The sequence below is a fragment of the Methylobacterium sp. WL7 genome, from assembly GCF_008040085.1.
GTDB lineage: Bacteria > Pseudomonadota > Alphaproteobacteria > Rhizobiales > Beijerinckiaceae > Methylobacterium > Methylobacterium mesophilicum.
The window spans coordinates 1-12,334 of the sequence record NZ_VRVG01000152.1 but is presented as its reverse complement, the minus strand read 5'-3'; the positions used below and the strand labels follow the sequence as shown (position 1 = coordinate 12,334).

Sequence of the window (12,334 nt, the reverse complement as noted above, 5' to 3'; positions counted from 1 at the left end):
GTGTGAACATCTAAGCCCGCTCGGGAGAGGGTTGGGGTGAGGGATACGCCCTCTCCGGAGGAACCTGACCCCTCACCCTGTCACCCTCCCGCACGGGAGAGGGGACCCGCGCCTCGTCCGGCGCCCGTGCTCCCCAGCCCAATGTGTAGATCCCAAAGTAGGGGTAAGCCCGCTCACATCTCCTCGTCGGCGTAGCGCGATTGCGCCCGCCCGCGCTGGCCCGCGCCGCGCCGGGGTGCCCCGGCACTGATCCCGGCCACCAGGTCAGCGATGTGGCGCAACGTCTCCACCGCCAGAGCCTTGTCGCCCTCGCCCCGGCCCTGCGGGATCAGCGCCTTGGCGAAGCCGAGCTTCTGGGCCTCCTTCAGCCGGGCGCCGGCCTGGGCCACCGGTCGGATCGCCCCGGACAGGCCGATCTCCCCGAAATACACGGTCTCCGGCGGCAGCACCGCCCCCGACAGGGACGAGACCAGGGCGGCCGCCACCGCGAGGTCCGCGGCCGGCTCGGTGATGCGCAAGCCTCCGGCGACATTCAAATACACGTCGTGGGTGCCGAGCCGGATGCCGCCATGGGCCTCCAGCACGGCGAGCACCATGGACAGCCGGTTCGGGTCCCAGCCGACCACCGCCCGGCGGGGCATGCCGAGCGAGGACGGCGCCACCAGCGCCTGGATCTCCACCAGCAGGGGCCGCGTGCCCTCCATCCCGGCGAAGACCGCGGTGCCGGCGGCCTGATGGTCGCGCCCGGCCAGGAACAGGGCCGAGGGGTTGGGCACCTCGGCGAGCCCCGCATCCGTCATCTCGAACACCCCGATCTCGTCGGTGGGGCCGAAGCGGTTCTTCACGGCGCGCAGGATGCGGAAATGGTGGCCCTGGTCGCCCTCGAACGAGGCGACCGCGTCGACCATGTGCTCCACCACCCGGGGGCCGGCGATCTGCCCGTCCTTGGTGACGTGGCCGACCAGGATCACCGCGGTGCCGGTGGTCTTGGCGAAGCGGATCAGCGCTTGGGCCGAGGAGCGCACCTGCGTGACCGTGCCGGGGGCCGATTCCACGGTCTCGGTCCACATGGTCTGGATCGAATCGATGATCGCCAGCGCCGGCGGACGGCCCTGGCTCAGGGTCTCGATGATGTCCTCGACATTGGTCTCGGCGGCCAGATCCACCGGACGGGAGCTCAGCCCGAGCCGCTCGGCCCGCAGGCGCACCTGCCCCACCGCCTCCTCGCCGGAGATGTAGGCGACCCGCTCGCCGGTCCCCGCCATGGCGGCCGAGGCCTGCATCAGCAGGGTGGACTTGCCGATGCCGGGATCGCCGCCGAGCAGGATCACCGAGCCGCGCACGAAGCCGCCGCCGGTGACCCGGTCGAGCTCGCCGATCCCCGAGGGGATGCGCGGCGCCTCCTTGGTCTCGCCGGTCAGCCCCTCCAGCGGAAACACCCGGCCGCGGGCGCGGGACGGCCGCGTCGCGACCGGACCGGACTGGCCCGGCGCCGCGGCGGCCTCCTCGACGATCGTGTTCCAGCCGTTGCAGGCCTCGCAGCGCCCGCGCCAGCGGTTGTAGACCGCCCCGCAGGACTGGCAGACGAAGGTCTGGTGGATCTTGGCCATTCGGGTCCGCGCGCCGCCGGTCCGGCATTCGTAAGGTGGAGTCGGATCACCCTACATAAGTTCGAACATAACGCGAACCCAGCCCCGTCAGGATCTCGTAGCCGATCGTGCCGGCGGCGCGGCCGACGGTGTCGATGTCGAGGCTGTCGCCGATCAGCACCGCGGTGGCGCCGCGCCGGGCGGCGGGGGCCGCGGTGACGTCGAGGATGATCAGGTCCATGGAGACGAGGCCCAGGATCGGGCAGGGCACGCCCCCGACCAGCGCCTGGCCGCGCCCGCTGATCGCCCGGGGGAAGCCGTCCGCGTAGCCGAGCGACAGGGTGGCGAGCCGGCTCGGGGCCGACGCCGTCCAGCGGCCGTTATAGCCGACGCCGGTTCCGGCCTCGACATCCCGCACCTGCGCGATCAGGGCCTCCAGCCGCACCACCGGGCGCATTGGGTTGGCGGTCTCGGGCGTCGGGTTGCCGCCGAACAGGGCGTAGCCGGGACGCAGCAGGTCGTGCCCGGCGCCGTCGAGGAAGACGCCGGAGGAATTCGCCAGCGACGCAAGCAGGCCCGGATAGGCGGCCCGGACCCGGGCGAAGTCGGCGATCTGCCGGGCGTTGACCGGGTCGGCCGGCTTCTCGGCGCTGACGAAGTGGCTCATCAGCAGGTCGATCCCGCAGGCCGCGATGCACGGGTCGCCCGCGAGCGCCAGCGCCTCCGGCACCGGCAGTCCCAGGCGGTTCATCCCGGTGTCGACGTGGAGCGCCGCCGGCAGGCGGCCGCCCGAGAACGCCGACCACTCCGTCATCTCCTCGCGGCTGCCCAGCACCGGGCGCAGGCCGTGCGCCGCGCAGGTCCCGCCGGCACCGGGCGGCAACCCGTTCAGGATGTAGAGCGCGGCCTCCGGCAGGGCGGCCCGGGCCGCGATGCCCTCGGACAAGTGGGCGACGAAGAAGGTCCGGCACCCGGCCGCCCACAGGGCCGGCCCGACCCGGGCTACGCCGCAGCCATAGGCGTCGGCCTTCACCACGGCGGCGCAATCGGCGCCCCGGGCGGCCAGCAGCCGCCAATTCGCGGCGACCGCCCCGAGATCGACGGTCAGCCGGGCGCCGTGGGCGCCGATATCTCTTCCGGATTCCGTCACTGACCGACTACCCGCCACCGAAGCGTCCCCAATCCTCGATTCCCCGCGGACGGATGCACGATGCGGACCCGTGAGGCGAGTCGGTTCGCGGCATTGGTCTCAGGGGTCGACGAGACTGGCAACCCGCGCGGCGATCTCGCCCACGGTGTCCGGATCCGCGACACCGGCGAGGCTCGCACTGCCATAGGCGATGCGCGCCCGCAGATCGAAGCTGCGGACCTGCGTGCAGACCGCCACGCCGGTCACGCCATCGGCCGTAACGGGGACTGTGAGGCCCGCGGCGCGGGCGCCCGCCGCCACGGTGGAGATGACCACGGCGATTGCCGTGCCGTGAACGTTCACGGCCTCCGGCGTCAGGACAATCCAGTAATGTCGATCTCGCATTTCCCGGCCGACGACCGGGTTGGGGTTGATCGAGTAGATCTCGCCGCGCTTCGGGACCTTCGGCCGCGGGCCCATCACCCGATCTCATCGCCGACTGGGGGGCCTTCCAGAGCCTTGGCGGTGTCCGCGTACAAGGCCGGCAGATGCTCGGCGCCTTCCAGAAGCTCCGCCAGGGTGTAGCGGCGTTTGCGTTTCGCGACCGGTGTCGCGACCAGGGTACCGTCCTGGACGGCGAGCGTTAGGTCGGTGCCCGTATCGGCTCCGATAGCGGCCAGGACAGCGGGCGGGAGCGTCATCACCCGGGCTCCGCCTTGGCGCCGAACCGTCACAACCGTCGTCGTTGACGTTTGAGTCGGCGGCTTGGCGTTCGTCTTCGTGCGAGGCGTTCGCTTGGCGGCAGGCATGGTCACGCTTCTCCGGAAGGTGCTACAAAGGTAGCACTTTTCCGTTGCCGCCGACACCCATCACCCCCGCAAGCGGAACGGGTTGAAATCCGTGTCCGTATCGAAGGCATCGCGCCCCTCGGCGCGTTTCAAGAAGCCGATCAGCGGCACGCTGAGGGGAAGCGCAACGATCTCCCAGCCGACCTTCAGCGCCCAGATCGACAGCGCGAGGCGGACGAGATCCGCGGCGGGGTAGAGCCCGCCGAAGCCGAGCCCGATGAACAGGGCCGAATCGATGCCCTGGCCGACCAGCGTCGAGGCGACGAGCCGCGCGGCCAACCCCCGGCCGCGAAAGCGCAGCTTCAGCTTGGCGAGCAGGTAGGCGTTCAGAAATTCGCCGGTGAGATAGGCCGCGAGGCCTGCCAGCGCGAGCCGCGGGGTGGCGCCCAGCACCGCCTCGAACGCCGCCTGGTGCGGCCAGAACGGCGCGGGCGGCAGCGCCGCCGCGATCCCGTAGGCCAGGATCCAGAGCGCCTGCGCCAGGAAGCCGGTCCAGACCACCGTGCGGGTGCTGGAATAGCCGTAGACCTCGGTCAGCACGTCGCCGAACAGGTAGGAGGCGGGAAACACGATCACCGCTGCCGTGAAGGTCAGGCCGCCCACCGAGACGATCTTGCCCGCCAGCACCAGCGAGATCATCAGCACCGCGCCGAACAGGCCGGCGATCGGAACGAGGTAAACGGGGCCGGCCGCCGCCCGGTCCGCGCTCACGATCGGCACGGGCTGATGCATGGACGGCACAGGCCTCGGCCGAGGCCCGTCCCCGAGGGTGACGGCCGAGGTTCGGCTTGGTATACCTCGGCCCCGGTCCCGGGGAGCCGCATGGCCGCCGCGGCATCCCCTCTGGTTCCTAAAAGTTCACAGATGCCGTTTACCGTCCTGGATCTCGTCGTGCTCGGCATCGTCGCGGTCTCCGCGCTGCTCGCGGCCGTGCGTGGCGTCACCCGCGAGGTGCTGGCCATCATCGCCTGGGTGGCCGCCGCCGCCGTCGCGTGGTCGTTCTATCCGATGCTGCTTCCGCTGGTGAAGCAGCACGTCAACAGCGATACCGTGGCGCTGGTCGCCTCGATCGCGGCGATCTTCCTGGGTACGCTGATCGTCGTCTCGATCATCACCGTGAAGATCTCCGACGTGGTGCTCGATTCGCGCATCGGCGCGGTCGACCGCTCCCTGGGCTTCCTGTTCGGGGCGGGCCGCGGCTTCCTGATCTGCGTGATCGGCTGGGTGTTCCTGTCCTGGCTGGTGCAGGGCAAGGTGCCGGACTGGGCGGCGCAGGCGCGCACGCGCCCGATGCTGGAAAAATCCGGCGACGCCCTGGTGGCCCAGCTCCCCGAGAATCCGGAGGGCTTCCTGAAGCAGTTCAAGAAGCCGAAGGCCGTCACGCCGCCCAACGAGGCGGCCGACGCCCCCGCCGAGACCGACCCGGCGCCCCAGCGCCGCACCGAGACCGCGCCGAGCCCGACGCGACGCTGACCTGCGGCATTCGCCGTTGGTCGGTCTGCGTGGAACGCCTAGATAGCGGTTCCGGAGACGATCGGATGATATCCGCGACGACCGGCGCGCCGGCCCGTCGCCGCCGGGACTCGTGAAGTGATCGATCGCACCATGTCCCAATCCGACGCCTACGCCGCCGATTTCGACCTCGATGGCGACACGCTGCGCGAGGAGTGCGGCGTCTTCGGCATCTTCGGGCACCCGGATGCCTCGGCCATCGTGGCGCTGGGCCTGCACGCCCTGCAGCACCGCGGCCAGGAGGCGGCCGGGATCGTCTCCTTCGACGGCGCGGTGTTCCATTCCGAGCGCCGCCCCGGCCTCGTCGGCGATTCGTTCTCGGACGGCGACACCATCGCCCGGCTGAAAGGTCGCGCCGCCATCGGGCACGTGCGCTACTCGACCACCGGCGGGACGATCCTGCGCAACGTGCAGCCGCTCTTCGCCGAGCTGGCCAGCGGCGGCCTCGCGGTCGCCCATAACGGCAACCTCACCAACGCCCTGTCGATCCGCCGCGACTTGGTGCGCGACGGCGCGATCACCCAGTCGACCTCCGACACCGAGGTGATCCTCCACCTCGCGGCCCGCTCGCGGAAGCCCCGGATCGTCGAGCGCTTCATCGACGCCCTGCAGGCGATCCAGGGCGCCTACGCGATCGTGGCGCTCACCAACAAGAAGCTGATCGGCGCCCGCGACCCGCTGGGCATCCGCCCGCTGGTGCTCGGCGAACTCGACGGCCGCTACATGCTGGCCTCCGAGACCTGCGCCCTCGACATCATCGGCGCCCGCTACGTCCGGGACATCGAGAACGGCGAGGTCGTGGTGATCTCCGAGGAGGGCGTCGAGTCGATCCGCTTCGCCGACGCCGTGCCGATGCGCCCGTGCATCTTCGAGTACATCTACTTCGCGCGGCCGGATTCCGTGGTGAACGGCAAGAGCGTCTACGCGGTGCGCAAGGCCATCGGCCGGGAGCTCGCCCGCGAGGCCGCCGCCCCCGCCGACATTGTGGTGCCGGTGCCGGATTCCGGCGTGCCGGCGGCGCTGGGCTTCGCGCAGGAGACCGGCATCCCGTTCGAGATGGGCATCATCCGCAACCACTATGTCGGGCGGACCTTCATCCAGCCGACCCAGTCCGTGCGTGAACTCGGTGTGCGGATGAAGCACTCGGCCAACCGCGCCGCGATCGAGGGCAAGAGCATCGTTCTGGTCGACGACAGCCTGGTGCGGGGCACGACCTCGGTGAAGATCGTCCGGATGATGCGCGAGGCCGGCGCCGCCGAGGTGCATTTCCGGATCGCCTCGCCGCCGATCACCTACCCGGACTTCTACGGGATCGACACGCCGGAGCGGGAGAAGCTGCTCGCCGCGACCCACGACCTCGAGGCCATGCGCAAATATATCGACGCTGACTCGCTCGCCTTCCTGTCGATCCCCGGCCTGTACCGGGCGATGGGCGAGGAGGAGCGCAACGCGGCCTGCCCGCAATATACCGACCATTGCTTCACGGGCGACTACCCGACCGGCTTGACCGACCTCTCCATCGCCGGCCCGAAGCGCTTCGCGATGCTCGCCGAAGCGGACTGACACGGGGATCCCAAAGGGCGAGCCCTTTGGCGGGGTCCAGGGGCGGCGCCCCTGGGTCCTTGGAGGGCTCCGCCCTGCACCCGCAAAAGGTCACGGACCTTTTGAAACCGGAATTTTCCGATCCCCCCGGCACGGAAATGCGCTAGGTCCCGCGCATGGCTGAGTCTCACAGAATCCTCGAAGGCCGCGTGGCGGTCGTCACCGGGGCGTCCCGCGGCATCGGGCGCGCCGCCGCCCTCGCGCTGGCCGGGGCCGGAGCCCACGTGGTCGCGGTGGCCCGCACGGTCGGCGCCCTCGAGGAGCTGGACGACGCCATCCGGGCGGCCGGGTCCAGCGCCACGCTGGTGCCCTTCGACCTCGCCGATTACGACGCGATCGACCGGCTGGGCGCGGCGATCAACGATCGCTGGAAGCGCCTCGACATCCTGGTCGGCAATGCCGGCATCCTCGGCGCCCTCATGCCGATCGGCCACATCACCCCGAAGGTCTGGGACCAGGTGATGCAGGTCAACGTCACGGCCAACTGGCGCCTGATCCGCTCGCTGGACCCGCTGCTGCGCATGTCCGATGCCGGCCGGGCGATCTTCGTCTCGTCGGGCGCGGCCTCGAAATGCCGGGCCTATTGGGGGCCGTATTCGGTCTCGAAGGCGGCCCTCGAAGCGCTGGTGCGGACCTACGCGGCCGAGAACGAGACCACCGCCATCCGGGCGATGCTGCTCAACCCGGGGCCGCTGCGCACCGGCATGCGCCGCTCGGCCATGCCGGGGGAGGATCCCGAGACCCTCAAGACCCCCGAGGATCTCGCTCCCCACTTCGTGCGGCTCGCCGCGCCGGACTGGACCGAGACCGGCAAGCTCTACGATTTCCCCACCGACCGGGTGATGCAGTTCCGCGCGCCCGAGTAAAGGGGTCCGGGGCCTGCGGCCCCGGCGGGTTGCGGGCGGAGCCCGCAGGGTTTGGGATTTACGATGATCGACGTCCGCTGCATCTGTGCGATCGGCCTGCGCGGCCAGCTCGGCCTGAACGGGCACCTGCCCTGGGAGGGCAATACCGACCCGCTGTTCGTGGAGGACGTGACGCGCTTCTTCGCCCTCACCATGGGCCACGTGCTGATCGCGGGGCCGAAGACCGTGGCCTCTGTCCCGGACTTCGCGTTCAAGGACCGCACCATCGATGTGATCCGCAGTCACGAGGATCCCGAGCAGGTGCTCAAGCGCTACCCCGGCCGGCGGATTTTTGTCGGCGGCGGCATCGCGGTGTGGAACGTCTACGCCAAGTACATCCAGAACTGGGACATCACCCGCCTGCCCTACGACGGCGAGGCCGACCGCTGGTTCGACCCGGCCTGGCTGGTGGGCGGGGCGCTGCGGCCCTGAGGAGCGGCATCTTCGGGCAGCCCGGCGCGTTAGCGTGCGAGTTGCGTGTCCGGAGACGCAGATGAGCGCCCACAGCTACCGCTTCGGCATCGAGGAAGAGTATTTCCTCGCCGATGCCGAGACCCGCGGCACGCCCCGGGGCGACTTGGCCGGCTTCCATGCCCGGGTGCAGGCGGAGCTGCCCGAGACCGGGCGGGAGCTGGTCGCCGCGCAGGTCGAGGTCTGCACGCCGCCGCTGGACGACGCGCAGGCGGCGCGCAACAATCTCGGTGGCCAGCGGGCGCAGCTCGCCGGCATCGCGGCCGAGAACGGCTTGAGCCTGCTCGCCTGCGGCACCCATCCGCTCGCGCGCTGGTCCCGCCAGACCGCCACGGACGGCGAGCGGTACAAGGGCATCCTGTCGGATGTCGGCATCGCGGCACGGCGGGCGCTGATCTGCGGCATGCACGTCCATGTCGAGGTGCCGGACCCGGACGCCCGGATCGACCTGATGAACCGGCTGCTGCCGTTCCAGCCGCTGCTGCTGGCGCTCTCGGCCTCCTCGCCGTTCTGGCAGGGCGAGGCGACCGGGCTGATGGCCTACCGGCTCAGCGTGTTCGGCGAGTTGCCCCGCACCGGACTGCCCGAGATTTTTTCGGACTCAGCCGCGCATGCCCGGTTCGTGGAGATCATGACCCGCTCCGGCGCCATCGCGGATGCGAGTTTTCTCTGGTGGTCGCTGCGGCCCTCCATCAAGTTCCCGACCCTGGAGCTGCGCATCGCCGACGCCTGCACCCGGCTCGACGATTCGTTCTGCATCGCCGCCCTGTATCGCTGCCTGGTGCGCCTGTGCGTGCGCCGTCCGGCGCTGAATGCCGGACTCGACGGCGTCTCGCGCGCCCTGGCCTCGGAAAACCTGTGGCGGGCCCAGCACAGCGGCGTACGCGCGACGCTGATCGACGAGGCGCGGGGCGAGGCGGTGCCGTTCGTCGAGGCGCTGGAGGCGGTGCTGGCCCTGGTGGCGGAGGATGCCGACGCGCTCGGTTGCGCCGCGGACGTCGCCCGCGCCCGGGCGATCGTCACCGAGGGCACCAGCGCGGACGGGCAGGTCGGCGCCTACGAGGCGGCCCTGGCCGACGGAAAGGACGAGCGCGCCGCCCTGTCGGCCGCTGTGGACTGGATCGCTGACGCGGCTCGGTGACCGGCCGCCTCAGCCCTTGTCGAACGGGTTCTGCGAGGTCCGCAAGCTCAGGCGGATCGGCGTGCCCGGCAGCTCGAACGCCTCGCGCAGGCCGTTGACCAGGTAGCGGGTGTAGGATTTCGGCAAGGCGTTGAGCTGGTTGCCGAACAGCGCGAAATGCGGCGGCCGGCTCTTCACCTGGGTGGCGTAGCGGATCTTGATCCGCCGGCCCGACACCGCCGGGGGCGGGTTGCGCGAGGTCGCCTCGTTCAGCCAGTCGTTGATGCGCGAGGTCGAGATCCGCTTGTCCCAGACCTCCGAGGCCTGCACCACCGCCTGCATCAGCTTGTCGAGGCCGTCGCCGGCGAGCCCCGAGAGCGGCACCACCGCGACGCCGCGCACCTGCGGCAGCAGGCGGGTGCAATCCTCGCGCAGCTGCTTGAGCAGGCCCGGCTGGTCGGCGACGAGATCCCACTTGTTCAGGCCGATCACCACAGCCCGGCCCTCGCTCTCGACCAGGTCGATGATGGTCAGGTCCTGCTTCTCGAACGGGATCGTGGCGTCGAGCAGCACCACCACCACCTCGGCGAAGCGCACGGCGCGCAACCCGTCCGAGACCGCGAGTTTTTCCAGCTTGTCGTCGATCCGGGCGCGGCGGCGCATCCCGGCCGTGTCGTGCAGCTTGATTTTCCGCCCGCGCCATTCCCAATCCAAGGAAATCGAATCGCGGGTGATGCCGGCTTCGGGGCCGACCAGCAGCCGGTCTTCGCCGAGCATGCGGTTGATCAGCGTGGACTTTCCGGCATTCGGGCGGCCCACGATGGCGACCTTCAGGGAGCGGCCGCCGGGGGCGTCCTCATCCTCGTCGTCCTCGTCGCGCTTGGGCAGGACGCCTTTCAGCGTCTCGTGCAGCTCGCCCAGGCCCTCGCCGTGCTCGGCCGAGAACGGGATCGGGTCGCCGAGACCGAGGGTGAAGGCCTCGTAGGCCCCGGCGAGCCCGGTGCCGCCCTCGGCCTTGTTGGCGATCAGGATGACCGGGCAGCCGGCCCGGCGCACCAGCTCGGCGAAGGGCTGGTCGGCCGGCAGCACGCCGGCGCGGGCGTCGATCACGAACAGCACCACGTCGGCGGCGAGGATCGCCGCCTCGGTCTGCATCCGCATCCGGCCGGTCAGGGTGGCGGCGTCCGATTCCTCCAGCCCGGCTGTGTCGATCACCCGGAAGTGGAGGCCGCCGAACGCGACATCGCCCTCGCGCCGGTCGCGGGTCACCCCCGGCCGGTCGTCCACGAGCGCGAGCTTCTTGCCCACGAGGCGGTTGAACAGGGTCGACTTGCCGACGTTCGGCCTCCCGACGATCGCGACGGTCGGCATATCCATGGTCTGTCTCGAAATGGTCGACGAAAAAAAATCAGCGCGTGATCGGCGGGGGCGGGGCGGCGACTTCGGGCTTGGCCTCGGTCACGGTGACCGGGCCGCCCGCTACGAGCGCCGCGTAGACCTCGATCCGCTCACGCAGATTCCGGGGTGTCTCGGGATCGGCCGAGAGCTGGTCGAACCAGCGGCCGGCTTCCTCGAAATCGCCCTTCTTCAGGGCGGCGAGACCGAGCATTTCGCGGGCGGTGTGGCGGAACGGGGTTCCGGCCGCGAGCCCCTGGAGGTTGGCCAGAGCCGGGTCCGGGTTCGGGCTGTCGAGGCGCAGCAGCGCCGCGCGCAGCCGCGCGAGGTCGCGCAGGCCGTCGCCGAGGCCGCTGTCGCCGGCCAGCGTATCGAAGTCCTTGGCACCCGCCTCGGGGTCGCGCTTGGCGGTTTCGGCGGCAGCGCGGAACCGGGCGAGCAGCCGGTAGCCGGCCGGACCCTGCTGCTCCAGCGCGTCGAAGATCGTGTCGGCTTCCGCGACCTTGCCGTCCCGGGCGAGGCGGTTGGCCTCGTCGAACCGCACCGAGGCGGTCTCGGCGGCCACGCGCTGCTGATTCTGCCAGTAGCGCCAGCCGGCCACGCCCACCACCAGGAGCACGGCGAGCGCGATGATCACGCCGCTGTAGCGCTTCCAGATCTGGAGGATCCGGTCGCGGCGATAATCCTCGTCGACCTCGCGGATGAACTCGTTGTTCTCGGCCATCGTTTCCCGGCCCGCGCTTGTCCGCGGGCCACCTTGCACAGCTATCGAGCCCCGCGCCTAACACACGGGCGCCGGGTTGGCGACAGCGGGTGTGGTCGGCGGTGGCCTCAGGCCGTGCCGGGCCAGACCGAGACGCCGATCAGCGGGTAGTGCAGGTAGCGGGAGAACACGAACCAGACCGCCGTCCCGATCACCACGGCCAGGATGTCGTTGCGCCAGCCATGCGGGGCCGCGACGGCGCCCCCGTGCTGGGCGACGACCGCCCCCGGAGCGAGCGCCCGGCGCTTGGCGCTGATCCGCGCCGCCACCGCCCAGGCCAGGAAGCCGCCGAACAGCAGGATCGAGCCGAGATCGCCGTTGGCGAGCAGGTGGGCGGTCGCCCAGATCTTCACCGCGAGCAGCATCGGGTGCTTGGCCTTCGCCCGGATGTGCCCCGGCAGGTAGGCGGCGGCGAGGCACACGAAGGCGAGCCAGACGAGCGTCAGGGCTAGGTGGCGCGTCCAGACCGGCGGATCCCAGACCGGGATGTAGCCGCTGAGCCGGTAATCGTGGAAGCCGACCCCGATCAGCACCAGCCCGAGCAGCGACAGGGCGGTGTAGCCGAGCTTGTACCGGCCCTCGCCGACCCGGCCGACGATCGCGGCGCGCTGGGAGCGTACCATCGAGAAGGCATGCGTGCCGAGGAACAGCACGAGCCCGAGGATCAGGAGAAGCATGAAGGACTTTCGAGCGACAGCCGGTCGGCAAGTACTCTGTAACCGTTCTCAAGCGAATCTGGCGTGCTTTGTCCAGGCGTGGCCGGGACGCACCCGGATTTCAGTGATGGACTCGGCGTACGGGATGCGGGGCGGAGCGGCGCCGCTTCTCCCTCACCCCTCTGCGGGGGAGGGTGTTCACCCATCTCAAGACGGGGCGCGGGTCCCCTCTCCCGTGCGGGAGAGGGGGCCTGTCGCGGCCTGCAGGGGCCGATCCGTCACTATGACAGCCGCTGCGTGGGGAGGGATCCGGCAGCGTTCCGCTTTGCTTGCCGCCGCCCTCT

General features: G+C 70.7%; 13 protein-coding genes. 5 read left to right on the top strand and 8 right to left on the bottom strand.

Annotated elements, in window-relative coordinates; translation table 11 throughout:
- Nucleotides 1–173 precede the first annotated feature (173 nt).
- From radA to FV233_RS25525, 5 genes are all read right to left on the bottom strand, one after another.
- Nucleotides 174–1,610, bottom strand: a complete 1,437-nt coding sequence (gene radA / locus FV233_RS25545) for a DNA repair protein RadA (RefSeq protein ID WP_147899176.1) — start codon at nt 1,608–1,610, stop codon at nt 174–176.
- 46 nt (nt 1,611–1,656) lie between these two features.
- Complete coding sequence (gene alr / locus FV233_RS25540) at nt 1,657–2,739, bottom strand: alanine racemase (protein ID WP_147856077.1); 1,083 nt, start codon at nt 2,737–2,739, stop codon at nt 1,657–1,659.
- Between the two features lie 99 nt (nt 2,740–2,838).
- Complete coding sequence (locus tag FV233_RS25535; protein WP_147856076.1) at nt 2,839–3,198, bottom strand: type II toxin-antitoxin system PemK/MazF family toxin; 360 nt, start codon at nt 3,196–3,198, stop codon at nt 2,839–2,841.
- Nucleotides 3,198–3,419: a PbsX family transcriptional regulator gene (locus FV233_RS25530; protein WP_147856075.1), complete on the bottom strand. Its 222-nt coding sequence runs from the start codon at nt 3,417–3,419 to the stop codon at nt 3,198–3,200. The genes FV233_RS25535 and FV233_RS25530 overlap by 1 nt, the downstream gene beginning before the upstream one ends.
- Before the next feature lie 168 nt (nt 3,420–3,587).
- Entirely contained in the window at nt 3,588–4,298 is a 711-nt protein-coding gene (locus FV233_RS25525) for a queuosine precursor transporter (protein ID WP_187278228.1), read from the bottom strand.
- Nucleotides 4,299–4,430: 132 nt separating this feature from the next.
- Here FV233_RS25525 and FV233_RS25520 point away from each other — a divergent pair, with 132 nt between their 5' ends.
- From FV233_RS25520 to FV233_RS25500, 5 genes are all read left to right on the top strand, one after another.
- Nucleotides 4,431–5,039 carry a CvpA family protein gene (locus FV233_RS25520; protein ID WP_058191883.1) on the top strand — a complete coding sequence of 203 codons (609 nt, stop codon included), beginning with the start codon at nt 4,431–4,433 and terminating at the stop codon, nt 5,037–5,039.
- Between the two features lie 132 nt (nt 5,040–5,171).
- A complete protein-coding gene (gene purF, locus FV233_RS25515) occupies nt 5,172–6,641 on the top strand; it encodes an amidophosphoribosyltransferase (RefSeq protein WP_147856073.1) in 1,470 nt (489 codons plus the stop codon).
- Nucleotides 6,642–6,796: 155 nt separating this feature from the next.
- Nucleotides 6,797–7,546, top strand: coding sequence for an SDR family NAD(P)-dependent oxidoreductase (locus FV233_RS25510; RefSeq protein WP_147899174.1), 750 nt, complete (start codon nt 6,797–6,799; stop codon nt 7,544–7,546).
- A 63-nt stretch (nt 7,547–7,609) separates the two neighbouring features.
- The gene (locus FV233_RS25505) at nt 7,610–8,017 is read left to right on the top strand and encodes a dihydrofolate reductase (RefSeq protein ID WP_050733992.1); all 408 of its coding nucleotides are present in this window, start codon (nt 7,610–7,612) and stop codon (nt 8,015–8,017) included.
- 61 nt (nt 8,018–8,078) lie between these two features.
- Nucleotides 8,079–9,197 carry a carboxylate-amine ligase gene (locus FV233_RS25500; RefSeq protein WP_147899173.1) on the top strand — a complete coding sequence of 373 codons (1,119 nt, stop codon included), beginning with the start codon at nt 8,079–8,081 and terminating at the stop codon, nt 9,195–9,197.
- Nucleotides 9,198–9,206: 9 nt separating this feature from the next.
- On the opposite strand, the gene der is transcribed toward FV233_RS25500, so the two are convergent.
- From der to FV233_RS25485, 3 genes are all read right to left on the bottom strand, one after another.
- Nucleotides 9,207–10,553, bottom strand: a complete 1,347-nt coding sequence (gene der / locus FV233_RS25495) for a ribosome biogenesis GTPase Der (protein WP_147857545.1) — start codon at nt 10,551–10,553, stop codon at nt 9,207–9,209.
- Between the two features lie 31 nt (nt 10,554–10,584).
- On the bottom strand, nt 10,585–11,295 hold the full coding sequence (locus FV233_RS25490) for a tetratricopeptide repeat protein (RefSeq protein WP_147899172.1): 711 nt from the start codon (nt 11,293–11,295) through the stop codon (nt 10,585–10,587).
- A gap of 107 nt (nt 11,296–11,402) precedes the next feature.
- Nucleotides 11,403–12,011 (bottom strand): NnrU family protein, encoded by a 609-nt coding sequence (locus tag FV233_RS25485; RefSeq protein ID WP_147899171.1) that lies wholly within the window; start codon nt 12,009–12,011, stop codon nt 11,403–11,405.
- Nucleotides 12,012–12,334 lie beyond the last annotated feature (323 nt).

Excerpts from the sequence above, each read along its gene's own strand:
- radA (WP_147899176.1), bottom strand. The coding sequence starts at position 1,610 with ATGGCCAAGATCCACCAGACCTTCGTCTGCCAGTCCTGCGGGGCGGTC.
- purF (WP_147856073.1), top strand. The coding sequence starts at position 5,172 with ATGTCCCAATCCGACGCCTACGCCGCCGATTTCGACCTCGATGGCGAC.
- FV233_RS25490 (WP_147899172.1), bottom strand. The coding sequence starts at position 11,295 with ATGGCCGAGAACAACGAGTTCATCCGCGAGGTCGACGAGGATTATCGC.
- FV233_RS25485 (WP_147899171.1), bottom strand. The coding sequence starts at position 12,011 with ATGCTTCTCCTGATCCTCGGGCTCGTGCTGTTCCTCGGCACGCATGCC.
- FV233_RS25510 (WP_147899174.1), top strand. The coding sequence starts at position 6,797 with ATGGCTGAGTCTCACAGAATCCTCGAAGGCCGCGTGGCGGTCGTCACC.
- FV233_RS25525 (WP_187278228.1), bottom strand. The coding sequence starts at position 4,298 with ATGCATCAGCCCGTGCCGATCGTGAGCGCGGACCGGGCGGCGGCCGGC.
- der (WP_147857545.1), bottom strand. The coding sequence starts at position 10,553 with ATGGATATGCCGACCGTCGCGATCGTCGGGAGGCCGAACGTCGGCAAG.
- FV233_RS25520 (WP_058191883.1), top strand. The coding sequence starts at position 4,431 with ATGCCGTTTACCGTCCTGGATCTCGTCGTGCTCGGCATCGTCGCGGTC.
- FV233_RS25530 (WP_147856075.1), bottom strand. The coding sequence starts at position 3,419 with ATGACGCTCCCGCCCGCTGTCCTGGCCGCTATCGGAGCCGATACGGGC.
- FV233_RS25500 (WP_147899173.1), top strand. The coding sequence starts at position 8,079 with ATGAGCGCCCACAGCTACCGCTTCGGCATCGAGGAAGAGTATTTCCTC.
- FV233_RS25505 (WP_050733992.1), top strand. The coding sequence starts at position 7,610 with ATGATCGACGTCCGCTGCATCTGTGCGATCGGCCTGCGCGGCCAGCTC.
- FV233_RS25535 (WP_147856076.1), bottom strand. The coding sequence starts at position 3,198 with ATGGGCCCGCGGCCGAAGGTCCCGAAGCGCGGCGAGATCTACTCGATC.